26 protein-coding genes and 1 tRNA gene are annotated in these 24,636 nt (G+C 69.9%); 15 read left to right on the top strand and 12 right to left on the bottom strand.

The genetic code is table 11. The features are described from left to right. The first annotated feature begins 4 nt into the window (after nt 1-4). On the top strand, nt 5-355 hold the full coding sequence (locus ACIHFD_RS47255; protein ID WP_397372476.1) for a metallopeptidase family protein: 351 nt from the start codon (nt 5-7) through the stop codon (nt 353-355). A 110-nt stretch (nt 356-465) separates the two neighbouring features. Beyond that, nucleotides 466-1,746 (top strand): MFS transporter, encoded by a 1,281-nt coding sequence (locus ACIHFD_RS47250; RefSeq protein WP_397372475.1) that lies wholly within the window; start codon nt 466-468, stop codon nt 1,744-1,746. Here the strand turns inward: ACIHFD_RS47250 and ACIHFD_RS47245 are convergent, their stop codons facing one another. Further along, on the bottom strand, nt 1,747-2,031 hold the full coding sequence (locus tag ACIHFD_RS47245) for a PspC domain-containing protein (protein WP_350737558.1): 285 nt from the start codon (nt 2,029-2,031) through the stop codon (nt 1,747-1,749). Nucleotides 2,032-2,122: 91 nt separating this feature from the next. Between ACIHFD_RS47245 and ACIHFD_RS47240 the strand changes: the two genes are divergently transcribed. Together ACIHFD_RS47240 and ACIHFD_RS47235 are read left to right on the top strand one after the other, a co-directional pair. Further along, on the top strand, nt 2,123-3,277 hold the full coding sequence (locus tag ACIHFD_RS47240) for an acyl-CoA dehydrogenase family protein (protein ID WP_397372474.1): 1,155 nt from the start codon (nt 2,123-2,125) through the stop codon (nt 3,275-3,277). A 49-nt stretch (nt 3,278-3,326) separates the two neighbouring features. Beyond that, a tRNA-Lys gene (locus ACIHFD_RS47235) sits at nt 3,327-3,402 on the top strand. A 286-nt stretch (nt 3,403-3,688) separates the two neighbouring features. Here the strand turns inward: ACIHFD_RS47235 and ACIHFD_RS47230 are convergent. The 3 genes from ACIHFD_RS47230 to ACIHFD_RS47220 are packed head-to-tail and all read right to left on the bottom strand — an operon-like array spanning nt 3,689 to nt 5,700. Further along, a complete protein-coding gene (locus tag ACIHFD_RS47230; protein WP_397372473.1) occupies nt 3,689-4,714 on the bottom strand; it encodes a hypothetical protein in 1,026 nt (341 codons plus the stop codon). A 13-nt stretch (nt 4,715-4,727) separates the two neighbouring features. Continuing rightward, nucleotides 4,728-5,078 carry a hypothetical protein gene (locus tag ACIHFD_RS47225; RefSeq protein ID WP_397372472.1) on the bottom strand — a complete coding sequence of 117 codons (351 nt, stop codon included), beginning with the start codon at nt 5,076-5,078 and terminating at the stop codon, nt 4,728-4,730. Between the two features lie 13 nt (nt 5,079-5,091). Further along, nucleotides 5,092-5,700 (bottom strand): TetR/AcrR family transcriptional regulator, encoded by a 609-nt coding sequence (locus tag ACIHFD_RS47220; RefSeq protein WP_397372471.1) that lies wholly within the window; start codon nt 5,698-5,700, stop codon nt 5,092-5,094. Between the two features lie 192 nt (nt 5,701-5,892). Here ACIHFD_RS47220 and ACIHFD_RS47215 point away from each other — a divergent pair, with 192 nt between their 5' ends. Both ACIHFD_RS47215 and ACIHFD_RS47210 read left to right on the top strand, forming a co-directional pair. Continuing rightward, complete coding sequence (locus tag ACIHFD_RS47215; protein ID WP_397372470.1) at nt 5,893-6,108, top strand: helix-turn-helix domain-containing protein; 216 nt, start codon at nt 5,893-5,895, stop codon at nt 6,106-6,108. After that, entirely contained in the window at nt 6,092-6,292 is a 201-nt protein-coding gene (locus ACIHFD_RS47210) for a hypothetical protein (protein WP_397372469.1), read from the top strand. The genes ACIHFD_RS47215 and ACIHFD_RS47210 overlap by 17 nt, the downstream gene beginning before the upstream one ends. On the opposite strand, the gene ACIHFD_RS47205 is transcribed toward ACIHFD_RS47210, so the two are convergent. Continuing rightward, nucleotides 6,274-7,128: a helix-turn-helix transcriptional regulator gene (locus ACIHFD_RS47205; protein ID WP_397372468.1), complete on the bottom strand. Its 855-nt coding sequence runs from the start codon at nt 7,126-7,128 to the stop codon at nt 6,274-6,276. The two genes, ACIHFD_RS47210 and ACIHFD_RS47205, sit on opposite strands and share 19 nt — an antisense overlap. Nucleotides 7,129-7,221: 93 nt before the next feature. On the opposite strand from ACIHFD_RS47205, the gene ACIHFD_RS47200 reads away from it, so the two are divergent. Beyond that, a complete protein-coding gene (locus ACIHFD_RS47200) occupies nt 7,222-8,163 on the top strand; it encodes an SDR family NAD(P)-dependent oxidoreductase (RefSeq protein WP_397372467.1) in 942 nt (313 codons plus the stop codon). A gap of 124 nt (nt 8,164-8,287) precedes the next feature. On the opposite strand, the gene ACIHFD_RS47195 is transcribed toward ACIHFD_RS47200, so the two are convergent. The 4 genes from ACIHFD_RS47195 to ACIHFD_RS47180 form a co-directional block, all read right to left on the bottom strand. Beyond that, nucleotides 8,288-8,779, bottom strand: a complete 492-nt coding sequence (locus tag ACIHFD_RS47195) for an SDR family oxidoreductase (RefSeq protein ID WP_397372466.1) — start codon at nt 8,777-8,779, stop codon at nt 8,288-8,290. A 327-nt stretch (nt 8,780-9,106) separates the two neighbouring features. Beyond that, entirely contained in the window at nt 9,107-10,318 is a 1,212-nt protein-coding gene (locus ACIHFD_RS47190; protein ID WP_397372465.1) for a cytochrome P450, read from the bottom strand. Nucleotides 10,319-10,413: 95 nt separating this feature from the next. Next, nucleotides 10,414-11,616, bottom strand: a complete 1,203-nt coding sequence (locus ACIHFD_RS47185; RefSeq protein WP_397372464.1) for an NAD(P)/FAD-dependent oxidoreductase — start codon at nt 11,614-11,616, stop codon at nt 10,414-10,416. Then, entirely contained in the window at nt 11,613-11,810 is a 198-nt protein-coding gene (locus ACIHFD_RS47180; RefSeq protein WP_355207470.1) for a ferredoxin, read from the bottom strand. Before ACIHFD_RS47180 ends, ACIHFD_RS47185 begins: the two co-directional genes overlap by 4 nt. Before the next feature lie 149 nt (nt 11,811-11,959). On the opposite strand from ACIHFD_RS47180, the gene ACIHFD_RS47175 reads away from it, so the two are divergent. Then, on the top strand, nt 11,960-12,580 hold the full coding sequence (locus ACIHFD_RS47175; RefSeq protein WP_397372463.1) for a TetR/AcrR family transcriptional regulator: 621 nt from the start codon (nt 11,960-11,962) through the stop codon (nt 12,578-12,580). Nucleotides 12,581-12,724: 144 nt separating this feature from the next. Further along, nucleotides 12,725-15,436, top strand: a complete 2,712-nt coding sequence (locus tag ACIHFD_RS47170) for an ATP-binding protein (protein ID WP_397372462.1) — start codon at nt 12,725-12,727, stop codon at nt 15,434-15,436. A gap of 23 nt (nt 15,437-15,459) precedes the next feature. Here ACIHFD_RS47170 and ACIHFD_RS47165 read toward each other — a convergent pair whose 3' ends face one another. Next, the gene (locus ACIHFD_RS47165; protein ID WP_397372461.1) at nt 15,460-16,494 is read right to left on the bottom strand and encodes a medium chain dehydrogenase/reductase family protein; all 1,035 of its coding nucleotides are present in this window, start codon (nt 16,492-16,494) and stop codon (nt 15,460-15,462) included. A gap of 32 nt (nt 16,495-16,526) precedes the next feature. Next, nucleotides 16,527-17,462: a helix-turn-helix domain-containing protein gene (locus tag ACIHFD_RS47160; protein WP_397372460.1), complete on the bottom strand. Its 936-nt coding sequence runs from the start codon at nt 17,460-17,462 to the stop codon at nt 16,527-16,529. Between the two features lie 116 nt (nt 17,463-17,578). Between ACIHFD_RS47160 and ACIHFD_RS47155 the strand changes: the two genes are divergently transcribed. Next, entirely contained in the window at nt 17,579-18,220 is a 642-nt protein-coding gene (locus tag ACIHFD_RS47155; protein ID WP_397372459.1) for a TetR/AcrR family transcriptional regulator, read from the top strand. Here ACIHFD_RS47155 and ACIHFD_RS47150 read toward each other — a convergent pair. Beyond that, nucleotides 18,206-18,907, bottom strand: a complete 702-nt coding sequence (locus tag ACIHFD_RS47150; RefSeq protein ID WP_397372458.1) for a DUF2306 domain-containing protein — start codon at nt 18,905-18,907, stop codon at nt 18,206-18,208. The two genes, ACIHFD_RS47155 and ACIHFD_RS47150, sit on opposite strands and share 15 nt — an antisense overlap. Before the next feature lie 338 nt (nt 18,908-19,245). Between ACIHFD_RS47150 and ACIHFD_RS47145 the strand changes: the two genes are divergently transcribed. From ACIHFD_RS47145 to ACIHFD_RS47125, 5 genes are all read left to right on the top strand, one after another. Continuing rightward, nucleotides 19,246-19,623 carry a Dabb family protein gene (locus tag ACIHFD_RS47145; RefSeq protein WP_397372457.1) on the top strand — a complete coding sequence of 126 codons (378 nt, stop codon included), beginning with the start codon at nt 19,246-19,248 and terminating at the stop codon, nt 19,621-19,623. Nucleotides 19,624-19,872: 249 nt separating this feature from the next. Then, nucleotides 19,873-21,015 carry a hypothetical protein gene (locus ACIHFD_RS47140; protein WP_397372456.1) on the top strand — a complete coding sequence of 381 codons (1,143 nt, stop codon included), beginning with the start codon at nt 19,873-19,875 and terminating at the stop codon, nt 21,013-21,015. A 172-nt stretch (nt 21,016-21,187) separates the two neighbouring features. Then, entirely contained in the window at nt 21,188-21,379 is a 192-nt protein-coding gene (locus tag ACIHFD_RS47135) for a hypothetical protein (protein WP_397372455.1), read from the top strand. A gap of 60 nt (nt 21,380-21,439) precedes the next feature. Continuing rightward, nucleotides 21,440-22,942, top strand: a complete 1,503-nt coding sequence (locus ACIHFD_RS47130) for a PucR family transcriptional regulator ligand-binding domain-containing protein (protein ID WP_397372454.1) — start codon at nt 21,440-21,442, stop codon at nt 22,940-22,942. 130 nt (nt 22,943-23,072) lie between these two features. Continuing rightward, nucleotides 23,073-24,635 (top strand): purine-cytosine permease family protein, encoded by a 1,563-nt coding sequence (locus ACIHFD_RS47125; protein WP_397372453.1) that lies wholly within the window; start codon nt 23,073-23,075, stop codon nt 24,633-24,635. Nucleotide 24,636: the final 1 nt, after the last annotated feature.

Below are 24,636 nucleotides of genomic sequence, written 5' to 3'. Positions count from 1 at the left end.
CAGAATGGCAAGTGTGATCGAGGTTACGCGGGAGAAGTTCGAGGAACTCGTGGCCGAGGCATTGGACACGATCCCCCCGGACCTCACGCGCGCCATGAGCAATGTCGTCGTCACGGTCGTCGATGACCCGCCGGAGCCCCGCCTGCTCGGCCTGTACACCGGTGTCCCCCTCACGGAACGCGGCGACTGGTACTCAGGGGTCCTGCCCGACCGCATCGAGATCTACCGCAATCCGATATGCCAGATTTGCGATACGGAGGAAGACGTCGTCGCCGAGGTGCGCATCACGGTCATCCACGAGGTCGGCCATCACTTCGGCATCGACGACGCTAGACTTCACGAGCTGGGCTGGTAACCCTTTGCTTTTGGTTGACTTCTTTGGGTTGCGGCTTGCCATAATGATCGGGCACCTTAGGTGACGTAGCGAACACTGTAAGTCAGGCACAGCGGAGTCCAATGGGGGCCATGCGGGCAGGTCGTCCGCCGGGACGGCATCGCCGTGCTGAAGGGCACGCCACATATCGGGAAGTCATCGCACTCAGGGAGTTCAGAGCACTCTGGTACGGGCAGGGCCTTTCCCTCCTTGGCGACCAGCTCGCCCAGGTGGCACTCGCCGTACTCGTCTATGACCGCACGCAGTCACCGCTGGCCACGGCGGCCGTCTACGCGCTGACGTACCTCCCGTCCATCGTGGGCGGGCCGTTGCTGGCCGGGCTGGCGGACCGGTTCGCGCGCAGGGCCGTGATGCTGACCTGCGACCTGATCCGGGCCGCGCTGGTGGCCGCGATGGCGGTGCCGGGCATGCCGTTCTGGGCGCTGTGCGCGCTGGTGTTCCTGGTGGTGCTGCTCAGCGCGCCGTTCTCGGCCGCGCGGGCGGCGCTGCTGCCCGAGGTGCTCGAAGGCGACCGGTACGTCATCGGCTCGGCGATTCAGAACATGACGAATCAGGCCGTACAGATGCTCGGTTTCGCGGCGGGCGGAGCGGCGATCGCGACCATGGGCCCCTACCGGGCGCTCGCTCTGGACGCGGCGACGTTCCTCGGCTCCGCGCTGATCCTCGTGTCAGGGGTACGGCGCCGGCCCTCCGCGAGCCACGACGGCTCGAAACCGTCCATGTGGACGATGACCGCGGCGGGAGCCCGGCTCGTGTTCGGGTCGCGGAAGCTGCGGACGCTCGTCCTGTTCGCGTGGTTGTGCGGCTTCTACATCCTGCCTGAGGGCATCGCCGTGCCGTACGCGGCCAAGCTGTCCACGGGGACCCTGTTCGCCACGTGGACACTGCCGGTTCCGGTGATCACCGGGCTGCTGATGGCGGCGATGCCGACCGGGACGGTGCTGGGGGCGTTCCTTTTCAGCAGGTTCGTGCCACCGCCGCGGCGGCTGCGGCTCATGGGGTGGCTGGCCATGCTGAGCTGCGCGCCCCTGATCGTGACAGCGCTGTATCCGCCGCTGGAGGTGGTGCTCGCCGCATGGGTGCTGTCGGGGGTCGGCGGGGCGTACCAGCTCGCGGCCAATGCCGCCTTCGTCCAGCAGGTGCCGGCCGAACGTCGCGGCCAGGCGTTCGGCCTCGTGCAGTCGGGGCTGATGTCCGTACAGGGGATCGGGATCTTGGTGGGCGGGTTCGCGGCGGAGAGACTCGGTCCTGAGCCGGTGGTCGCGCTGGCCGGATTCACCGGCCTGATCTGCGCGGCCGTGCTGGCCCTGTTCTGGACCGAGCCTCGCGAACGCGTGCCCGCCGCGGCTTGATCACGACTGAGGCTTCTGCTCGCCGCTCCAGTCCGTCCTGCTACGGTCCTGCTGCTTGTGGATGAGGTCCTGCACGATGGAGGTGTCGCTGTCCTCTTCGGGCATGAGGAGCCAGCCGATCGCGTACACGCCGACGCCCAGCCCGCCGAACAGCGTGGCGATCGCAAGCGCGATGCGCACCAGGTTGGCGTCGATCCCGACGAACTCGCCGATACCGGAGCAGACGCCCGCGATGATCCTGCCCTTGTGGGTCCGACGCAGCTTCTTGACGTTGTATTCGCTCATGTCTCAAGACTGCCCGTGGGCCCGGTGTTAGCACATCAGGATTCCCCCTGGTAGAACCCTGGTAGCCCCCTATGTGATGAAGGGACCCGCGATGGACGACCTGCTCCGCCTGGACGACCGGCTCGACGCCGACCAGCGGCTGATCCGCGACACGGTCAAGTCGTTCGTCTCCGACCGCGTCCTGCCGCACGTGGGCGACTGGTTCGAGGAGGCGGTCTTCCCGGCGCGCGAGCTCGCGCCCGAGCTCGGCGCCCTCGGGCTGCTGGGGATGCATCTGCAGGGGTACGGCTGCGCCGGGACGGACGCGGTGTCGTACGGGGTGGCGTGCCGCGAGCTCGAGGCCGGGGACTCGGGACTGCGCTCCTTCGTGTCGGTGCAGGGCTCGCTGGCCATGTTCCCCATCTGGCGGTACGGCTCCGACGAGCAGAAAGAGGAGTGGCTGCCGCGGATGGCGGCCGGTTCGGCCATCGGCTGCTTCGGCCTGACGGAGCCGGACTACGGCTCCGATCCCGCCAATATGCGGACTTATGCCAAGAAAGACGGATCCGACTGGATCCTCAACGGCTCCAAGATGTGGATCACCAACGGCTCCATCGCCGACGTCGCCGTGGTCTGGGCGCAGACCGACGAAGGCATCCGCGGCTTCGTCGTACCGACCTCCACCCCCGGCTTCTCCGCCCCTGAGATCCACAAGAAACTGTCCCTTAGGGCCTCGGTCACCTCGTCCCTCTATTTCGACGACGTACGCCTGCCCGCCTCCGCCGCCCTCCCGGGCGTCACCGGCCTCCGCGGCCCCCTCTCCTGCCTCTCAGAGGCCCGCTTCGGCATCGTCTGGGGCGTCGTGGGCGCCGCCCGCGCCTGCCTGGAGGCCGCGGTGATCTACGCGAAGACCAGGGTCCAGTTCGACAAGCCGATCGGGGCGTTCCAGCTGACACAGGAGAAACTCGCCTGGATGTACGTCGGCGCCGCCCAGGCCCAGCTCACGGCCCTCCATCTGGGCATGCTGAAGGACGCCGGCCAACTGGAGCCCCGGCAGATCAGCTTCGGCAAGCTGGCCAACGTACGCGCCGCCCTGGACATCGCCCGCCAGGCCCGCTCAATCCTGGGCGGGAACGGAATCACCCTGGAGTACCCTGTGATCAGGCACATGAACAACCTGGAGTCTGTGCTGACGTACGAGGGCACCCAAGAGATTCACACGCTGGTGCTGGGGGAGGCGCTGACGGGTCTGGCCGCTTACCGGTGATGTAGGCGTCGCGGGTTGGGCGGTAATCTCTGTACCCTTGCTGTTGCGAGGGGCGTTAGCTCAATTGGCAGAGCTGCGGACTTTTAATCCGTAGGTTCCGGGTTCGAGCCCCGGGCGCCCTACCACTTTCCCACCTGGGGAAATACCCCCTCCAGTGATCGCCCGCGGGCGCGCGTTGACAGCACAGAATGACAGCGCAGACCATTTGCGACCCTCGCGGAGCGGCGAAGACTGCGCCGTCACCGTGGGTGTCTCGCCGTCGCGCTGCGCGCCCGGTCTCTCGGGTCGCCTACTATCAGCGTTCGGCCCGCTCCTCTATGCTGTCGCCCAGGGCTCCCGGTCGGCGTCCGGAGGAGCACCGTCGATCGGGGAAGGAGCGGCCCCGCCTGCGGCTTTCGTCCTCGGTCTACCTCAGCGCCCCGCGAACCGGTGCAAGGCGTCGAGCACAGCCGGGGCGGGGGTATTCGGGTGGTCGGCGTCGTGCAGCAGGTGGTCCACTCCGAGCAGTGGCACCCGGCCCGGTCCGCCGACGTGCGCGCGGCGTAGGGCGGCGGTCAGGGCATCCGTTGTAGCGCAAGGGACTTGGGCGTCGTTCGTGCCGCAGGTCAGCAGCACCCTGGTCCCCGGCCGCAGGGCCGCGGCGGAGTCAGGCGGGTAGACGGCGTCGTCGCTGATCACAAACCGGCCGCTCGCCCCTTGGAAGGCCTCGAAGAGCTTGGCGATGGCGGGCGGCAGGTTGGTGGTGTCGACCGGTCGGTGTTCGCGCAGAGCGGTGACGGCGGCGTCGATCGCCGCGTCGATCGCGCGCTGCTGCTCCGGGGTGAACTGACCCTGCCGGGTCGCCTCGGCGATCTGGGCGTGCAGTTGCAGCGCGACCAGGTCCAGCATGCGGATCGCCTGCGGTTGCAGCAGTGCCAGGCCGGTCGGGCGCGGGTGGACGGTGCCGCCGAGCAGCAGCGCGGTCATCGCGCCCTCGCTGTGCCCGACGACCATCAGCGTGTGCGGGTCGGTCTCCGGCTGATCGCGCAACGACTCGTAGGCGGCCTTTGCCTGACGGACGAACGCCGGGTAGTCGAGTTTTTCCGGGTGGTCATGATAGGCGCCGAGCCCGGTGCGGCCGGTGCCGTACTTGTCGAATCGCAGCGTGGCGACCCGGTCGCTGTCGAGCACGTCGGCCACCTGCGCCAGGGTGTTCGGGGACGTGCGTGGTTGGTTGCCGTCGCGGTCGGTGGGTCCGCTGCCGGGCAGCAGCAGCGCGGCGCGCAATCGTTGCCCGGCACGGTGCGCGGGAACGTGCAGGGTGCCGTACGTCGCCGTCCCATCGACGGTGAAGACGACCTCGCGGTCGGCGGCGGGCACGAGACGGGGTGTCGCCTCGGCCGGGGTGGCGGTCACGACGGCCAGCGACATCACGATCGCGGCGGCCTGGGGGAACATCGGTCTGCCTCTTTCAGCGCAGGGCGTTCTCGACCAGCGCGACGGTCGCGCGCGGGTTGTCGACTTGGAGGACCAGGCGGGCGTAGCGCTCGTCGGCGAGTTCGATCACGACGGTCTTCGACGGATCCTTGATGTCCCAGAAGACCTTCTCGCCGTCGAGGTGGAACGTGCCCGCCGTGATCACGCCGGGCACGTGGGCACCCGGCGCTCGGATTCCCTTGGGGTCGGCGGCGATGCCGGGATCCTCGGTCGCGCCGCGGACGTTGACCAGCGGGATGGTCAGGCTGCTCTTCAGGGCCCAGAGCTTGTCGAGACCCTCGATCACGACAACGAGGTCGTCGCCGTCGATGTGGACCAGTGCCATGTCTGTTTCCTTGTCAGTTGAGAGGATCGAGGCGTTGGGTCAGCGCGGTGCCGACACCGTCGGGGTTGCCGCGCAGGAGGATGCCCAGTGCGGCAGCCGTGAGGGCGGCGGCCAGGGCGGTGGAAATGCCGAGCGCGTCGGCGATCGCCTGGTCGACGGCGGCCAACGCCGCGGCCACCTCGGCGGCCACCTCCTCGTCGACCGGTGCCCGTTCGACCGCCGCGAGCAGCAGCAGACCGAGGTCGGCCGACACGACGAGCCGCAGCGCGGTCGCGGCATCCGTTGCCGCGGCGAGCGCTTCGACCAAGGGGCGAACGTCGTCGGCGAGGTGGCGACGCAAGGCGACCAGGTAGAGGCCGCGCTTGCTGCCGAACGTCTTGTACAGGCTGTTGCGGTGCACGCCGAGGTGGGTGACGAGGTCGTCGATGGACACCCCGTCGTACGCGCGGCCACCGAACAACCCCACGGCGGCGCGCACCACCTCGTCCTCGTCGAACGCCCTTCGCCTGCCCATGCCACGACGATAGACTTTTGAGGAACGATCAGTCAAGAACAATCGTTCCTCAAAAGTCCTCAGTCGCCGCAGGCTCTCGACGACGAACTCGAAGAAGTCGTCGTGCACGCCCGCCCACCCTCCTGGAGGGCGAGCAGGGCCGCCAGGAGCCTGGCCTCAACCGCCATGGACCGCCCCCGGCGCAGGTTCGACCCACATGAAGCTCCAGATGACCCCCCTCGACCCAGCAAAACCACAGCTCAAGACACATGGAGGGGATTCCGCTGGTGCAGAGCCGCCTCTTGCCGGGGCACACAAAACATGTCGAACGACGCGGTCAGCAACATCCTCCACCGGCACGGCGTGCCGATGCGCCGCCGCGGCCTCTCCCCCGACCAGGTCGACGACGCCATCCACCTCTACAACCTCGGCTGGTCCCTGGCACGAGTCGGCGCCCACCTGGGCGTCAACCACACCACCGTGCTGAACGAACTGCGCGAACGCGGCATCCCCACCCGAGATGAGCCTGCCCGATGACGTCCGGCACGCCTTGTGGGAGGCCGCCGTCACCGGAGCCCGCGCCATCGCGCTGCGCAACATCGGCACCTTCGGGTTCTTCATGGAGACGAACGCCCGCCTCCAGGTCGAGCACCCGGTGACTTCACTGCACCAAGCAGGCCGACACACCCCAAACATTCGTGGTCAGAGCTGTAGTGACTGAGTGCCCAGGACGATGGCGAGGGCCAGGCGGTCGGCGTCCTCGGTGCCGGGTTCGGCGGTGTAGACGGTGATGCGCAGGTCGTCCAGGGCGACGAACAGCGTGTCGCAGTCGAGGGTGATCGGGCCGACCGCCGGGTGGTTAATGGTCTTTTGTCTGGACGCGTCGGTCAGGGGTGGTGGTGTCTCGGCGTCCCAGAGTTCGGCGAAGCGCGGGCTGCCGGAGGCCAGGTCGGTGATCAAGCGTCGCAGGGTACGGTCGGCGGGGTAGCGCGAGGCCGTTAGGCGCAGGTCGGCCACGAGCCGGGCTTCGTGCTCGGCCTGCTCCTGCGGGGTGTGGACGACCCGCGAGGGCAGGCGGGCGACGTTGCGCCAGACGGCGTTGCGTTCCAGGCCGCGCCAGGTGGCCGTCTCGCCCATGAGCGCGTCGTAGGGCTCGTTGGCCAGCACGAGTGTCCAGCTGGCGTCGTACACGACGACCGGGGTGTGCGACAGCCGGTCGAGCAGACGTTGCACGCTCGGGGTGACCCGCGACGGCACGATGTCCGGGCCGGGCGCGGCGTGCCCGGCCAGCCGGTAGAGCAGGTCGCGTTCGGTGTCGGACAAGCGCAGCGCTCGGGCCAGCGACTCCACGACCTGCGCCGACGGCGCGGTCGCTCGCCCCTGCTCGAGGCGGGTCAGGTAGTCGGCCGAGATGCCGGCGAGCGCGGCCAACTCCTCGCGGCGCAACCCGCTGGCCCGGCGTCGGCGGCCCACCTGCAGACCAACGGCCTCGGGTGCCACCCGGTCGCGCCAGCGGCGCACCGTCCGGCCGAACTCCCACGCTTCCACGCTCTCCATTCTGCGCATCTCTGCATGGGTTGTCCTGGCCCTGGCAGTCCTACGAAAACCGGACGAATGGCTGCGGCCCGACCGGTCCCGCAGGCTGGGGCCATGACCGAACCCGGAACCGTTCTGATCACCGGCCCGACCCGCAACCTGGGCCGTCACGCCGTGCTGGCCATGGCCGACCGCCCGGACGGGCGGCGACCCGACCTGCTGCTGGTCGGCCGCGCCGGGCGGGACCTGACAGCGGTCGCCGACGAGGCCCGCAGCCGCGGCGCCGGCGTCCACGAGATCGGCTGCGACCTGTCGCGCCTGGCCGACGTCCGTGCCGCCGCTGCCACCGTGCGCGCCCTGCTCGCCGACGGTGCCGTACGGCCGCTGCGCGCGCTGGTCGCCAACGCCGGCACCATGTCGGCCGACACCCGGCGGGCCTCGCCCGATGGCTACGAGATGACGTTCGCCGTCAACTACCTCGCCCACGCCCAGCTCATCGGCGACCTGCTTGGTTCGTTCACCGCCCCGGCGCGGGTCGTGCTGCTCGGCTCGAACACCTATCACGCCAATTTCTGGCGCAACCTGCTGGGTGTGGCCGAGGCCAAGTGGGCCGATCCCGTCGAGCTCGCCCGCCCGGCCACCGGTGAGCAGGTCCCGGGGATGGCCGCGTCCGGCGTCGCCTACTCCAACGCCAAGTTGGCGATCCTGTACTACGCCCATGAGCTGCAGCGTCGCGCCGGCGCCGGGATCAACGTGTCGGTGTTCGAACCGGGCTGGATGCCCGGCACCGCGCTGGGCCGCGGCGCCCCCGAGGCGGTTCAGGCGATGAGCCGCGCCTTGGGCCGGGTACCCGGCGTGTCGACGCCGCAACGCTCGGGGCCACTGCTGGCTGCGATGGCCCTCGACGACAAGTGGGCGCACCTGCGCGGGGGCGCGTTCGTGGTGAAGACCAAGCTGATCGAGGTGCAGCCGGTCGCCCACGACCGCGACCGGGAGCGGCGCCTGTGGGAGGCGACCACCGAGCTGTTGGAACGCGCAGGCGCGTCGCGTCAGTAAGTACCGCCCGGGCCGTGCCGCACCGGGCTGTCTGCATCGCCGTGACCAAGATCCCCCGCGTCGCCCCAACTGCAACCCGCACACGCGAGGAGGGCACCGACCGGATCCTGCTGTTCAACCGCGGTCACGCCGGGGACGGGTTCTGTATGTCGGAGAGCAGGCCGGGCTGAAGCGCCTTCTCCAGGTCAGCCGATGTCCAGGCATCGCCCTTCGTGATGGAACGGTAGGGCCGTTCCGGGAAGGCGCGTTGTACGAGGCCGCCCATCAGGTGAAACACCTCACCGTTGATCCGGGCCGCTTCGTCCGTGCAAAGGTAGGTGATGGCCGGCACGATGAATTCCGGGTCGGGCAAGGAGTGGGCTTTGCCGCCGGTCTGCTCGGCCCCGGATTTGTCGCGCATTTCGTTGACGCGGCGACCGTAGCCGAGGGTCACCCGCGTCTCGGCGGCAGGCGCTATGGCGTTGACCGTGACCCCGTACCTGCCGACGTCTCGGCAGACCACGCGGGTGAATCCGGCGATGCCGGCCTGCGCCGCCACGAAATTCGCCTGCCCGCCGGCCCCTGGAGGCCCTCCTCGGAGGCGACGTTGACGATGCGGCCGGCCCTCTTCTCGCACATGAGCGCGGTCGCCGCTCTGCTACAGGTGAAGAGCGCGCGAATGGGGCGGGACGTGTTCACCAGCAGATCCACGCCGCCCAGGCGATCCACGGCCGCCTGGATGAGCCGTTCCGCCCCCAGGGTCGTCGTGACGTCCTCGTCAGCGGAGACCAGCGTCCCGCCATCCTCTTCGACGGGCGCGAGCCTGTTCGCCACGACTCCACCCCCTGCTTGCGCAGCCCGGATGGCAATGGCTCGTCCCAGGGCTGTGCCCGCGTCCGTCACGACGACGGCCTTGCCGTTCAGTGCATCCATCGGTCCTGACTTCCTGCCGGTAGCGGGGTTGTCACCAGGCGACCGGCAGTTCGTGGACGCCGTAGGCGGACATGTCATGCCGGAACTTCACGTCCTCCAACGGCACGGCCAGGCGCAGCCCCGGCAGCCTGCGCAGCAGTGCGGGCAGCGCGACCTGCAGTTCCACGCGCGCCAGGTTCTGCCCCAGGCACTGGTGGATGCCGTAGCCGAAGGCCAGATGCCCGCGGGTGTTGCGGCCGAGGTCCACGGTGTCGGGCTGGTCGAGGAACGCCGTGTCCCGGTTGGCGGCGGGCAGGTTGACGGTCACCGCCTCGCCGGCCCGGACGAGTTGCCCGCCGATGGTGAGGTCCTCGGTGGCCACCCGTACGATCATGTCCTGGGCGATGGACAGATAACGCAGCAGTTCCTCGACGGCGTTCGCCACCACGGCGGGGTCGTCGGTGTCGCGGATCCGGGCGGCCTGATCCGGATGCTGCAGCAGCGCCAGCGTGCCCAGGCCGATCATGTTGGCCGTGGTCTCGTGCCCGGCGAACAGCAGGATCATGCCGTTCATCGCGGCTTCTTCGCGGCTGAGCTCGCCCGTGGCGACCCGCTCGGTGAGCAGGCGGCTGATGAGGTCCTCTCCCGGCTCGCGTTCCTTCTGCTCCACCAGGCCGAGCAGGTAGCCGAACAGCGCCCCACTGGCCTGCGCCTTGTCCTGCGGCGAGGCGTCCGCGTGGTTCATGGTGGCGCTGTGCTGCTGGAAGAACTCGTGGTCGTCGTACGGCACTCCGAGCAGGAGCGAGATCACCAACGACGGGATGGGCAGTGCGTATTCGCGAACCAGGTCCGCCGGCTGCCCCTTGCCGATCATTTCGTCGAGGAATCGCTCGGCCATCTCGTGGATCTGCGGACGCATCGCCTCCACGCGCTTGACCGTGAAGTCGGCGGTGAGCATGCGGCGCAGCCGGGCATGATCGGGATCGTCCATCCGCGGGAACGCCGGGACCTGCGTGTGCGGGAGCACGGACGGATAGCGCTGGGCGTCCGCGCTGAGCCGCGGGTCGCTCAAGACCGCGCGGACGTCCTCGTACCGGGTCACCACCCAGGCGGTGTGGCCGTTCCACATCCGGACGTGCTGCAGGCCGTCGGCCTGGCGCCAGCCGGCGTATTCGGCGGGCGGGTCCAGGGGGCAGCGCTGGGAGCGTATGCCGGGGAAGACCGGAAGGCCGGCGTTGTCGTGAGTGTCGGTCGTGATGCTCATGCAGAACTCCAGAAGGGTGTCGTGTGCGGGGTCGGCGATGCCACGGTGCGAGTCACGCGGCTGTCGTGCCGGCGTGGGCGACGCCACGGTGCGAGTTACGCGGCTGTCGTGCCGGCGATGGCGGTGGCCCATGGGGTCCGGGCCGCGATGAGGGCGCGCCAGGCGCGCAGGATCCTGGGTGACAGGCCGGCGGCGAGCACTCCGGCCAGCCGGTCGCCGGTGCGGTAGGCGATCAGGAGACGGCGTTGGGAGACGTCGCCGTCCAGGACGAGTGCTTCGTCGTGGTCGCGCAGGTGACCGTAGGCCTGGATTCTCATGCCGTACTGGTCGGACCAGAAGTACGGCACCGGCGCGAACGGCCGCCGCGCCTGCGGGTGGAGCAGGTTATGGGCGACGGCCAGGCCCTGCTCGGCTGCATTGGTGCGGTGCTCGATGCGCATCGCCGTGCCGAACGGCGGGTTGTGCCAGCGGGCCACGTCCCCGACCCCGTACACGCCGGGGGCGGCGGCGCTGAACTCGTCACACACCAGCCCGTCGCCCAGGGTCAGCCCGCTGCCTTCCAGCCATCCGGTGTTCGGCACCGAACCGATGGCCACCAGCACGTCGTCCGCCGGCAGGACCGTCTCATCGGCCAGCCGTACCCCCGTGACCGCCCCGCCCGCGCTGACGATCTCGGCGACGGCGGCGTGCGTGCGCAGTTCGACGCCGTGATCGCGGTGGGTCTGGGCCAGCACGTGGCCGGCCTGCTCGCCGAGGGCCTGCGCCAGCGGAAGCGGGCCCGCCTCCAACAGCGTCACCTTCACACCCAGCCCGCCGGCGACGGCGGCGACTTCGGCGCCCACGAACCCGGCACCGACGATCACCAGCCGCCGCCCCGGAACCAGCCGCGCCTTCAGCGATACGGCGTCGTCCAGGGTGCGCAGCGTGTGCACCCCCGGCACGATCTCGCTGCCCGGCAGGTGACGGGGACGCACGCCGGTCGCGATGACCAGCGCGTCGTAGGGCACTTCGGCGCCATCGGCCAGCGCCACACTCCCGCCGCTCAGGTCCAGCCCGATCGCGGGCACGCCCAGACGCAGTTCCAGGCCCAGCGCGTCCAGCTCCGCCTTGCCGCGCAGGGCGAGCCGGTCCGGCTCCCACTCGCCGGTCAAGACCTGTTTCGACAGGGGCGGGCGGTCGTAGGGCAGCTGCGGCTCCTCGCCGAGCAGCGTGATCGCTCCCCCGTACCCGGCCCTGCGTAGCGCCTCCGCGGTGGCCAGCCCGCCCGCGGACCCACCGACGATCACTATCCGATTCACGACTCGGCCAGATGGATGGCGGCCGCCGGGCAGACCGCGGCCGACTCGCGGACCGCGCCGTGCACCTCAGGTGCGGGCGTCTCGTCCAGCAGCACCACGATGCCGTCCTCGTCACGCTGGTCGAACACCTCGGGCGCGATCAGCACGCACTGCCCGGCGGCCACACATTTGTCGGCCTCGACTGCCACCTTCATCTGACTCTCCTTGGTTGAGCTCCGGCGACGCGCTCCTCGCAGCAGGCAACGGCAGACAGCGGCCGGTAATCGATAGCCAACTATTACTTATTGCGCCAAAGGAAGTCAACAGCAATCGATAGCCAACTATCGGTTGCTATCCTTGCCTGGTGACCACCGACAGCTCACGGCCGCTGCGTGCCGACGCCATACGCAACAGCGAGAAGCTGCTGCGAGCCGCCCGGCAGGTCTGGGCCGAACAAGGGCCTGACGCACCCCTCGAAGAGATCGCCCGCCGCGCGGGGGTAGGCATCGCCACCCTTTACCGCCGCTTCCCGGACAAAGCGGTGCTCGCCCGGAACGCTCTCGACCAGAGCTTCACCGAGGACATCGCTCCCGCCATCGAGCAGGCCATGAACGACGAGGACCCCAAGCGTGGCCTGGTCACCGTGCTCGAGGCGACGCTGTCCGTCGCGGCCTGCGAGCACAACACCGTGGCCGCCGCGAGGGACTCCGGCGCCATCACCCGCGAAGCCGGGACCCGCTCCTTCGAGTCACTCACCCTGCTGGCCCGCCGGGCACAGGAGGCCGGCCTCATCCGCGCCGACCTCGTGCCCGACGACATGCCCCGCATCATGGTCATGCTCGTGGGGCTGATGTGGACCATGGACCCCCACAGCGACGGCTGGCGGCGCTACCTCTCGCTCATCCTCGACGCCCTGGCTCCCGACGCAGCCACCCCTTTGCCGGCCGCGGTGCCGCTGCAGCAGCCGGACAACTGGCTCCTTTGACACGCCACAGCCTGCGGTGCCGACGGCATCGATGCACCGGTTCGGCGGGATGCCGCACGAACGGAACGGCACGCGGCGAGACGTTGACCGCGCTCCTGAGGGAAGCCCGTGCCCAGTAAGCGGCGATCACCTACGGTTCCCGTTATGCGGACTCCTGCGCTCACAACCGACGTGCTCGTTGGCAGGCACGAGTTACAGCAACGCGTCGACGAACTGACCGGCGCTGCTCGTACGGGACAGGGCGGCGCGCTGGTGCTGGAAGGCGAGGCGGGCATCGGCAAGAGCGCCCTGCTGGAATACGCCCGAAATGCGGCGCCCGGGTTCCGGGTGGTCCGGACGTCCGGGTCGGAGTTCGAACAGGAACTGCCGTACTCCGCGCTGCACCAGCTGTGTGTGCCGATGCTGAAGCACCTCGTCGAGCTACCGGACCGGCATCACGACGCTTTGCGGGTGGCCTTCGGGCTGGCCGAGGGCACACCCGACCCGTTCCGGATCGGTCTGGCGGCTCTGGGGCTGGTGACAGCGGCGGCCCGGGAGCGGCCCCTGTTGTGCTTGATCGATGACGCGCAGTGGGTCGATACCGCCTCGGCGAGGGCGATGGTCTTCCTCGCCCGCCGGGTCGCCGCCGATCCCGCGGCGATGATCTTCGCGGTGCGGCCGACGTACGCGGCGCATGGATTCGGCGAGCTGCCGCAACTGGCCGTCCGCGGTCTGAGCGACGAGGACGCCAAGGTTCTGCTGACGACGCGAAGCCCGTTCCCCCTCGATGATCAGGTCCGGGACCGGCTCGTCGCCGAGGCCCACGGGAACCCGTTGGCACTGCTGGAGCTGCCCCGCGCCGGTGGCTTCGTCCCGCCTGACGGGTCCTCGGTGCCGACCCGGATCGAGTACGGCTTCCGAGCCCGGCTGGCCGGTCTGTCCGCCGAGGCCAGGCTGCTGCTGATCGTGGCGAGCGCGGACCCGACGGGCGACCCTAACCTGCTCTGGCCGGCCGCCGGTCAGCTGAACCTCGATGTGACACCGGCCAGCGCGGAGGCGGACGCGACGGGACTGGTCGAGTTCGGTGCCCGTATCCGCTTCTGCCACCCGTTGGCACGTTCGGCGGTCTACCGCGCCGCCGACGCCGGCGAACGCCGCGCGGCGCACGAGGCGCTGGCGGCGGTCACCGACCCGGTCACGGCGCCGGACCGCCGGGCCTGGCACCGCGCCCAGGCCGGCCCCGGCCCCGACGACGACATCGCCGACGAGCTGGAGCGGTGCGCGACGCGTGCTCAGGGACGCGGGGGCGTGGCAGCCGCGGCGGCCTTCCTCGAGCGCTCTGTGGCGCTGTCGCTGGATCCAGAACGCCGGATCGTACGAACTCTGCACGCCGCCCAGGCCAGCTTCGACGCGGGGGCGTCCGGCAAGGCGGCGAGCCTGCTCGCGATCCTCGAGACCAGCCCGCTGGACGAGTTCCAGCACGCTGACGTCGACCTGCTGCAGGGCCGGATCGCCTTCACCCGGCACGGCGACGGCTCCGGACCGATGTTGATGGTGCGTGCCGCCCAACGGCTGGCGGGTCTGGATCCGGACCGGGCACGTGACTGTTTCCTCGATGCCGTCGAGATGAGCCTGTCCGTCGGCCGCGGCGGTGTCGTCATCGATCGGGTCCTCACCGCAGCCCGGTCCACGGCGCCGGCGCCGAGCTCGCCGGACGCCCTTGACGCCTTGATCGTGCTGGCCACCGACGGGTACGAGGCCGCGGTTCCGCTGCTTCGCCACGCCCTCTACGACATGGGCGAGCTGTTCTGGACGCGCCGTCCCGCGCTCGCCACGATGATCGCCGTCGAGCTGTGGGACCCGGACACCCTGGCCGCCATCGCCGCATGGCTGGTGAAGGCGGGCCGGGCGTCGGGCTCGCCGCTGCTGCTCAGGCTCGGCCTCGCGCAGAAGGCGGTCGAGGCCATCCTGATCGGCGACATCGGGCAGGCGATCGCCACCACCGCGGAGGAGGCGGCGATCGCCGACGCGACCGGCGCTCCCCCGCTGCTCCATCACCGGCTGCATCTCGCCGCGCTCCGCGGCCGCCGCGACGAGGCTCTCGAGCTGTGCGAGGCGGCCACCGCCGCACCGACCACCGGATGGCCCGGGCAGGTCACGAACCTGCACTGGACCACAGCCATGCTTCACAACGGGCTGGCCGACTACCCGGCCGCGCTGGCCGCGGCCCGCAAGGCCACCGAGCACGGCGACCTGTTCCTCACCGGAGCGGCCCTGCCGGAGCTGATCGAAGCCGCGGTCCGTTGTGACGACCGCATCACCGCAGCACAGGCGCTGGACTCCCTCACCGAACGCACACAGGCCGGCGGAACCATCACCGGCCGGGGAGTCGCGGCCTACTCACGAGGGCTGGTGACCGGCATCGAGGACCACTACCGCGAAGCCGTCGACCTGCTCGCCGAGGGCCCGCTGCTCACCTACCTGGCCCGGGCGCACCTCCTGTACGGGGAATGGCTGCGGCGCGAAGGGCGACGGCGTGACTGCCGCGAGCACCTGCGCACCGCCCACGAGCTGCTGTCCGGAGCCGGAGCGGAGGCATTCGCCCGGCGGGCCGCCGACGAGCTGCGCGCCACCGGCGAGAAGGTCCCGGCCCGGTCCGAGCGAACGTACGGGAAGCTGTCCATGCAGGAGGTCGCCGTCGCCCGCCTCGTGGCCTCGGGCGCCACCTCGAACGAGGTCGCCGTCCAGCTCTACATCAGCAAACGCACCGTGGACGCCCACCTGCGCAACATCTTCCGCAAGCTCGGCATCAACTCACGCAGGCAGCTCAAGGATCACCCCGACCTCGCCGTCCAGGACAGACCCGACGGCCGGTGAGACCGCTCCCCGGAAGGGAACCGCTATCCGGCGTCGGGCACGAGGACGACCTTGCCGGTCACGGTTCGCGACTCGGCGAGGGTCATCGCCGCCGCGGCGTCGGAGAGCGGGAGCCTCGCGGCGATCTGCGGGGCGAGAGTGCCGTCGGCCAGCAGGCGCAGCACCTCGGTGAGGTCGTCGCGCAGGCGGGTACGGAAGGCGTCCGCGTGCCGGCGACCGGCCCAGAAGTCGTAGAAGCAGGCGTTGCGGCCGTTGGGGAGGTAGTTCCAGAGCATCAGCCGGAAATACGACTTGAGGACCGGAAGCCGGGCATTGCCCTCGCCGTCCTTGGTGGCCGCGGTCCCGTACGACACCAGGGTTCCGCCGCGGCGCAGCAACTGCCACGACTGCCGCAGCCCGGTGCCGCCGACGTGGTCGAACACCGCGTCCACGCCGTTCGGGGCGAGTTGCCGGATCCGGTCGTACATGCCGGGGTCGCGGTAGTCGACCGGGGTCGCACCCAGCTTCCGCACCGTCTCATGGTGACGTGCCGACGCGGTGCCGATCACCGTGATCCCGGCGTGGCGGGCCAGTTGCACCAGCGTCGTGCCGACGCCGCCGTTGGCACCGAGGACCACGATCGTCCCGCCGCGGCGAACCTTGGCCATCCGGTGCAGCATCTGCCAGGCAGTGATCCCGTTGACGACGACGGTCTCCACCTCGGCCGCGTCCAGGCCGTCCGGCACGGGCACCAGGTCGGCGGCGTCCACCTGGACGTGGCTGGCCCAGGCGCCGATCTTGGTCACGGCGGCGTACCGCTTGCCGATCATCGTGGCGTCCACGCCGGGGCCCGCCGCGACCGCCGTGCCGACCACGTCGTAGCCGGGCACGAAGGGGAAGCTCGGCTGGTCGTAATACCTGCCACGGCGCATCTGCTGCTCGGCGAACGAGATGCCGGTCGCCTCCATCCGCAGCAGGATGTTGCCGGCGGCCGGTGTCGGCAGCGGCCGGGTGCGGATCTGCAACCCGTCCGGGTCGACCTTGCCGGGCATGACGATCTCAAGGGCTGTGCCGGTCATCGAAAGCTCCTCGGTTGGATTGTTGTCACGTGCTACCTGGCCAGCACCGCTGAGGGCCGTACACCGGTCTCCCGCAGGAACGCCGACGACAGGTGCCCGGCACTGCTGAAACCACAACGCCGAGCCACCTGGCTCACCGTCATTCCCTTCTCCAGAAGGTGCGTCGCGTGCGCGATACGCAGCCGGGTGAGGTACCGGCCCGGGGTCTCTCCCGTCGCCTGCTTGAACACCCGCAGGAAGTGATAGGGGCTCAACCGCACTTCCTCGGCCAGCTCCGCCAGGCGCACCGGCTCGCTCAACCGGTCGCGCATGTACGCGATGGCCTTGCGCACGCGAACGTCCTCACGCCTCGTACGATCAGCCGAGCCTCGCCAGCCGTCGCGGACCGCCAGGTGCACCACCAGAAATCGCGCGGCCGCATCGGCATAGAGCTCGTCCGCACCCGCCGCGGTGGCGGTGGCCAGCGACTTGAGCACCGCGCCGATCAGTTCGCCGCTGCCCGAGGCCGGATCCCGCACCGGGGGTGCCGGGCCACCGAGCTCGGCAGCCGTCCGGCCGACCACCTCAGCGGGGAGATGGACGTGGATGGAGTGCATCGGCGCCGTCGTCTCGTACCGCAGGCGAGTCGGTACGCCCGGTGTGGCCATGCCGATCTCGCCCGGCGTGATGGGTGTGGTCCGCCAGCCTTCGCCGGTGTCGATGTGCAGCTTGCCGGCGCCGCCGGTGATCAGCCACAGGTGCGTGTCGGCCGAGGCCGGCATGACCATCTCACCGGCGGCCTCGAGGTGCTCGAACTTCTGGACGAGCAGCGAGCGCCATCCGGGCCGTTCCCAGCTGCACAACGATCGGCGGACGAACCGGTCCAGGTCCAGGCCGGCGTAGCCGCCCATGTCGAAGCGCGATTCCCTCTGCATCAGCGAGACCACTTCTCCGGTACGGGTGACGAGCAGCGGCGCACGCACAACCATTGCGTTACGCTGACTCGCTTCTGTTACACCATATAACTGGCTCTCCATTTTCGTCAATCACGATGGTGATAGCCTCTAACTCCAGTTAGTCGCACGGGAATCGGAGAGGCTGACCCATGGACAGCGATGTGGTGAGCCCGCGCGAGCGCTACCGGGCGCAGGTGCAAGCCGAGATCAAGCAACACGCCTGGCAGCAGATCGCCACCACGGGCGTGTCGGCGTTGTCCCTCAAGGCGATCGCCAAGCACCTGGGCATGAGCGGCCCGGCCCTCTACCGGTACTTCGCCAGTCGCGACGATCTGATCACGGCGCTCATCAGGGATGCCTACCGCAGCCTCGCCGACGCCGTTCGCGAGGCGTACGACTCCGGCGCCGACATCACCGCGCTGGCTCAGGTTGTACGCGCGTGGGCCCTGAGCGATCCCCACCGGTACCTGCTGATCTACGGCACCCCGGTGCCCGGGTACCAGGCGCCCGCCGACACCGTCGCAATGTCGCAGGAGATCATGTCCGTGCTGATCGCCGCTTACCGCAAGGCGGACATCCCGTCGCCGGAAACCCCTTTTGCCGCTCACCTCGACAGCCACCGGCACTGGTCGCCTGATCCCACGGCGCCGGCGGCCGTCCTGCGCCAGGCCATGACGTTCTGGACCCGGCTGCACGGCGTGCTGTCCCTCGAACTCGCCGGCCACTTCACCGGCATGGGCATCGACGTCGCGCTGCTGTACGCCGACGAAGTCGATTCACTGCGGCAGTAGAACCTCCTCGGCCGGTTGTTCCGATGGCTGCCGCCGCGCCAGCGGTGCCAGCGTGCGCTGGACGATGAAGTACTCCGCGACCAGCACATTGCCCAGCAGGGACAGCCACGCGGCCGACTCGTAGACAGAGCTGTATTCCAGTGACGGCATGACGTTCATCAGCGGCAGCAGGGCCAGCTGGTAGAGCCGCAGGGTCACGGCGGCGAACGTGAACGCGTAGTTGCGGACCATCCAGATCCGGTGCAACTGCACCTCACGGCGCCGGATCGCCCGGTACGCCTTGGCGGCCGTGTACAACCACACCACGACCAGCCCGAAGAACGCGACCTGCAGGGTGAAGCCGCTCGGCGTCACCGCGGCGGAGTAGAGCGCCGCCATCGCGGCGGCCAGGACCGAGATCAGGTACACCCGCCCCGCTATCCGGTGCGCCCTGGGGAAACGGGCCCGCAACCGCGGCACGAACTGCCACGGCCCGATGAGAAGTGCCAGGCCGGCAGGCACCCCATGGATCACGAGACTCGTGTAGTACCCCGGGATGCTCATGTCGAGATTCGGAATGTTCGTACTTCCGACCAGGTACGGCGGAACGAAGTAGGCCGTGATGCCGATCGCCAGCACGGTGAGAAGACTCCACAGGGTCCACCACCAGCGGCGGCGAACGGCCCGTGACATGGTCGCAGTGGACACGCGAACTCCAATACCTGCGCGGGAACGAGAAGGAAGGGGCGCAATGCGCGAAGTCGGCGGCAGCGGGCGTTCGCCTCGCCACAAGCGATGCCGATCAAGCGGCAACCGTAGGCGCGGGTGGACCATGAAGTCGATGCGGGAGATTGCGGAACAGCGAGCTTGAATTGCGGTCGGCCGGGCGGACCTTCGCCGACGGGCGCGTGCCTACGCGCCGTTGCCGTCGAATAGGCAACTCGTGCCGATGCGACGAGAAACCAGGCCAGTTCATAGTCGGGTGCTCAGCACCGTACGCGCGGTGGGCGCGCGCCGTCGTCAAGGCACCTACGAAAAGGAGCACGATGATCTACCACAGCATCCGCATGAAGGCCAAGGCGGGCGTGACGCAGGAGCAGGTCGAGGAGGCACTGGAGAGCATGCGCAACCAGGGCCGGGTCATCTCTGCGGTGAAGTCGTTCGTCGTCGGCCGCGACTTCGGAGGCGATTTCGACTGGGGTGGCGTGTTCGTCATCGAGGACCTCGACGGCTACCGGGAGTACCTGACGCATTCGGCGCACGCGCGCACCGACCGGATCGGTATGCCTCTGGTCGAGAAGTATGAGTCGTACGACATCACCGACGATGACGACCCGCAGATGGGGGAGAAGATCGCCGACCTGCACCGGCGACGGTACGAGAGCGACCCCGAACTGGCGGCGCTGGTGGGCATGCTGCCGTAAGGCGACGTGTCGGCAGAGATCGTGGAGACGCCGGCGGCGGGACTTGAGGCGATCTTGCCGGATGGACGGCACGCGATCGGCCGGCCGCAGGTCGCCGGTCAGGATCCGGGTGCCCTCCGATTCTCTTGTGACTCGCGTAGACCTTGAGGCTTAGTGTCCTAGTTCACTTGCTAGTACACTAGAACACTTTTTCGCCTGCTCTGTCGAAGTTTGACATGGAGCCTCGGCCCGCCTTCATACGATGTACGCATGACACTTGATACGCCGTACGCACCCGGGCACAAGTTGACCGTCTCGCGTACCGGCATACGGTCATGGCACCGTCCCCTCGTGATCATGACGGCGGCCATGTCCGTGCTCGTCGTTGTGGCGGGCATCGGCCTGTTCGCCGACGGTCGCGAACTCATGCATCAGTCGGTGTGGGCCAAACCGTTGAAGTTCGGTGTGTCGTTCGTCATGTACGGTGCGACGCTCGCCTGGCTGATACCGCAACTGAGCCGGGCACGACGCACGATGTGGACCCTCGGGACGGTCTTCGCCATCGCCGGGATGATCGACGTCGGGTTCATCGCGGTGCAGGCCGCGCGCGGCACCTACAGCCACTTCAACGTCGGCACCGACCCGTTCGACCAGATCGGGCAGCAGATCTTCTCCGGCGGCGTGTTCGGGCTGTTCGGCGCGAGCCTGATCGTCGCCGTCATGCTGCTCTTCCAGCGCGTCGGCGACGCGGTGCTCACGTGGTCCCTGCGTGCCGGGCTCGGCCTGGCCGTCGCCGGCATGGCGCTGGCGTCCTTCATCACCGGGTGGACGTCATCGGCCGGGCCTCGCACGGTCGAGGACGCCTACGGCCGCCCGGTCCCGCTGGTGGGCGGACACGGCGTCGGGGCACCGGACGGCGACGGCATGCCGATCACGAACTGGAGCACCACCGGCGGCGACCTGCGCGTCCCGCACTTCATCGGCCTGCACTCCATTCAGGCGTTCGTGCTCACGGCGCTGGTCCTCACCGCCCTCGCGACCCGGGTGGGCTGGCTGCGCAGCGAACGCGTCCGCGCCCAGTCGGCCGGAGTCGTCATCTTCGGCTACGGCGCCCTGTTCGCCATCACTGCCTGGCAGGCGCTGCGCGGCCAGTCGCTGATCCACCCCGACGCGGCCACAGGCATCGCATTCGCGGTGGCAGCCACCATCACCGCGCTGCTGGCGGTTCTGGTCGTCACGGCGGCCCGTCGCGGCCATTCGGCCCTTCGCGCCGAAGCGGCACGCCGCAGCGAACGCGTCCGCCGGAGCAGGGCGGCGCACCGCGATGAGCGCGCGCACGGCGGCGGGTTGGCGAGCACGAGCCAGGTCTCGCTCCTGACCGATCCGACCGCGCGAGCCAGGGGGGAGTCCTAGCGCGACTCAGCCATGCGCCGGGGTCGCGGACGCGGGAGGCTTCAAGGCGGATGAAGCGCTGGAAGATGACCTCCCGCTGCTCGGGGGCGATCCCCTCACCGTCATCACTCACCTCCAGCGACACGACGCCGGCATGTCGCGTACCACTGCGTGGGAGTGGCGCCCGTGGAGCATGGTGTTTCCGGTCGGCATGTACGGCGTCGCGACCCGGGAACTCGGACGCTCCACCGGAAGGTGGTGGATGACCGCGCTGGGCGACGGCGAGGTCTGGCCGGCCGCCGCCGTCTGGCTGATCGTCTTCAGTGTCATGATCAAAGCCTTGTTCCGCCTCCTGAGTGAGAATCGCGCGCCGCGGCTGCCGTGACAGCATCGGGCGGGGCCGACGCCCTGTCTGGCCAGGTCGTCGAGCCGTTAACCTGGGCAGATGCCCGAGACGCTCGCCAGTCTGGTCGCCAGGCGCGATCTCGGCCTGACCCTGCGCGCCGGGCGCGGCGACGTCATCGTGCGCTGGGCGCACATCAGCGAGCTTCTCGACCCCACCCCATATCTTGACGAGGGCACCCTGCTGCTGACGACCGGGCTGAGCCTGGGGCGCACCAGCAGCCAGTGGCCCGAGTACGTCGAGCGGCTGGTGCGCGTGGGAGTGCCCGCGCTGGGGTTCGGGGTGGGGCTGCGGCACGCGATCGTCCCGCCGACGCTGGTCGAGGCGGCCGACCGGCTCGGGGTGAGCGTGGTGGAGGTGTCGGAGCCGACGCGGTTCAGCTCCGTGGTGCGCGCCGTGACCGACGGGATCGCCGCCGCCGAGCGGGCCGCGCAGACCTCGGCGATGGAGCGCTACCGGACCCTGGTGAAGGCGGCCCTGACGGCTCCCGCGCACCGATCGATCGTCACCAGCCTGGCGGCGCACCTCGACGCGTGGGTGCTGCTGCTCTCGCGCGAGGGTCACGTGCTCGCGGGCGCTCCCGACCACGCCCGGCGCAACGCCGAACGCGTACGGCTGGAGGTCTCGCGCACCGGCTCCTGGCATTCGGCGATGTTCGACCTCGGTGACACCCGGGTCACCCTGCTGCCGGTGAGCGAGCCGACCCGGCCCGCGGGCGTGCTCGCGGTCGGCAGGCCGGCTCCGCTGTCCGGGCACGATCGCGGCGTGGTCGACATCGCCGTCGATCTGCTCTCGCTGGAGGTCGCGCGGGCGGCGGAGCTGCTCGCCAGCGAACGCAGAGAGCGGGCGACGGTGCTCGCCCTGGTCCTGGCCGGCCGGTACGCCGCCGCCGAGCAGGCGGCCGAATCGCTGGGCATCCCGCTGCCCGAGGGGCTCGTGCGCATCGCCGTCGTCACCGCCGACCCGGGGCACCCCGGCGACCTGCTGGTGGCGCTGGAGAACGAGCGCAGCCTGCAGATCGTGTCGGCGCTGGTCGCCAGCGATCCGCGGGGCCGCATGGTGGTGGTGCTGCCCGCCGTGGAGGGGCACGTGGGGGTGCTGCAATCGGTGCTCAGCTCCGTCAACGGCGGCCGGGGCGTGATCGGCGCGGCCGTCGACTGGACCGACCTGGCTCGGGTCTGGCCGCGGGTGGCCGCGCTCGCCGACACGGTGCCGGCCTCCGCGCCGTACACGTTGCTGACCACCAGGGACGTCGCCGACGTCGGGCTGCTGGCGCACGTCGGCCCGGCCGAGGCGGACGGATGGGCGATCGCGATGCTGGCCCCGCTGGAGAGCGAGGAGGCCCGCAGGATCGACCTGCTCGGCACCGTACGCACCTTCCTGACGCACAACGGCAACACGGAGGCCGCCTCGGCTGCGCTCGGCGTCCACCGCCGGACGCTCACCTACCGGCTCGGACGCGCCGAGAAGCTGCTGGGGAGGCGCTTCTCCGACCCGGGACTGCGCGCGGAACTGTGGATGGCGTTCACCGTACGAGACAGGTGAATGAACGGCGGATTACGCGAATGGCGCAAACAGCTCGCGCGGTTGCCCGAATCGCGGATGGGGCCGGCGTGCCGTCGTGACACATCCTGACCTGAGCCGACGTCACCCCCAACGCTCGCAGGAGACCCGCATGTCCCTCACCTCCGCGCGCCCCCCGGCGCTGGAGGTCTCCTTCACCGACGACCCGAAGGTCGTCAAGGAGGCCGCCACCGAGGACTACTCGAACCATGTCGTGCCCAGGTCCTGGCGATCTGGCCGGTGGTCGCTCGCCATGGCCTGGTGGGCGCTCTTCTCGGCCATGTTCTGGCTCTACGTCGCCGTGGCCGCGGCGGACGCCGTCGGCACCCCGGCGACCATCGTCGGCATGGTGCTGACGGTGGCCACCTTCGGCGTCGTGAACCTGGTCCTGTCCAGGTACGCCGCCCGCACCGGCCTGACCGTCGCGCTACTGTCGCGGCGGCTGTTCGGCATGCTGGGCTCGGCCCTCGCACCGCTCATCTTCGCCGCGACCGCGCTGTACTACGCGGTGTTCGAAGGCTCGATCGTCGCCGTGGCCTTCCAGCAGTACTTCGGCGGCGCCATCGAGATCTGGTACCTCGTGGTCGTGGTGTACGCGCTGCCGCTGGTCATCGGCGGCGTGCGGACCTGGCTGGACAAGCTCAACGGCGTGCTCCTGCCGCTGTACGTGGTCGGCCTGGTCGCCGTGGTGATCGCGGCGACGGTCCAGCGGGGCTACCCGCAGGACTGGCTCCAGTCGGCGGCGCCGAGCGGCCCGCTGCCCGGCTGGCTCACCGCGTACCTGATCTACATGGGTGTCTACATCATGATGATGTACACCGTGGACTACGCCCGCTTCGGCCGGGCGGAGGACCAGAAATTCCACGGCACGGTCACCTTCGGCTGGGTCTTCTACGCCTTCACCTTCGCCGTCAACGGCCTGATCGGCATCTATCTGCTGCGCGCCTGGGACATCGCGGGCACCGAGACGGGTGTGGTCACCGCGTTCATCAGGTCGCTGGGCTTCGCCGGCGTACTGGTGATCTTCGTCTCCCAGACGCGGATCAACACCGCCAACTACTACCTCGCCTCCACCAACCTGGACGCGTTCGCCACGCGGGTGCTCCGGCTGAGGCTGCCGCGGGCCGTCTGGACCGTCGTGGCAGGCGTGCTCGCCTACCTGTTCATGCTGACCGACGTGCTGAGCTACCTGCTGCGCGCGCTCGCCTGGCAGGGCGTCTTCGTGACCGCGTGGGTCGCGATCGCGATGGTGCACATCGCGGTGCGGGGCGCGGACCGTGACGGCCTGCCCGAGTTCCGGCCACGGCGGCTCAAGCCGGTGACCGCGGGCGCCGGGGCCTGGCTCGCGGCCTCCGCCGTGGGGATCGTGCTCACCGAGCAGTCGGCCAGCCCCGTGCTCGCCCAGCTCGCGCCGCTGATCACCGTCGCCGTCGCCGCGGGCCTCTACTACGCCGCCCTGGTCACCGCCCCCGGCGCCGTACGGCCTGCCGGGGAGGACCCGCGAGACGAGGTCGAGGACATCTGGGAGGCCCGCATCAGGTGCCACACCTGCGACCGGTCCTACGTGGCCGTGGAGATGGACCGCGACCCGAACGCGGGGGGAGCCGCCGTCTGCTCCGCCTGCGCCGCCGACTCGACCGCTCCGGCCGGTGCCACCGCGCCGGCCGGCCGCTGAG

The sequence above is a fragment of the Nonomuraea sp. NPDC051941 genome (assembly GCF_044593615.1).
Note: the sequence above shows the minus strand (reverse complement) of the source record. Positions and strands in the feature narration are given on the sequence as shown.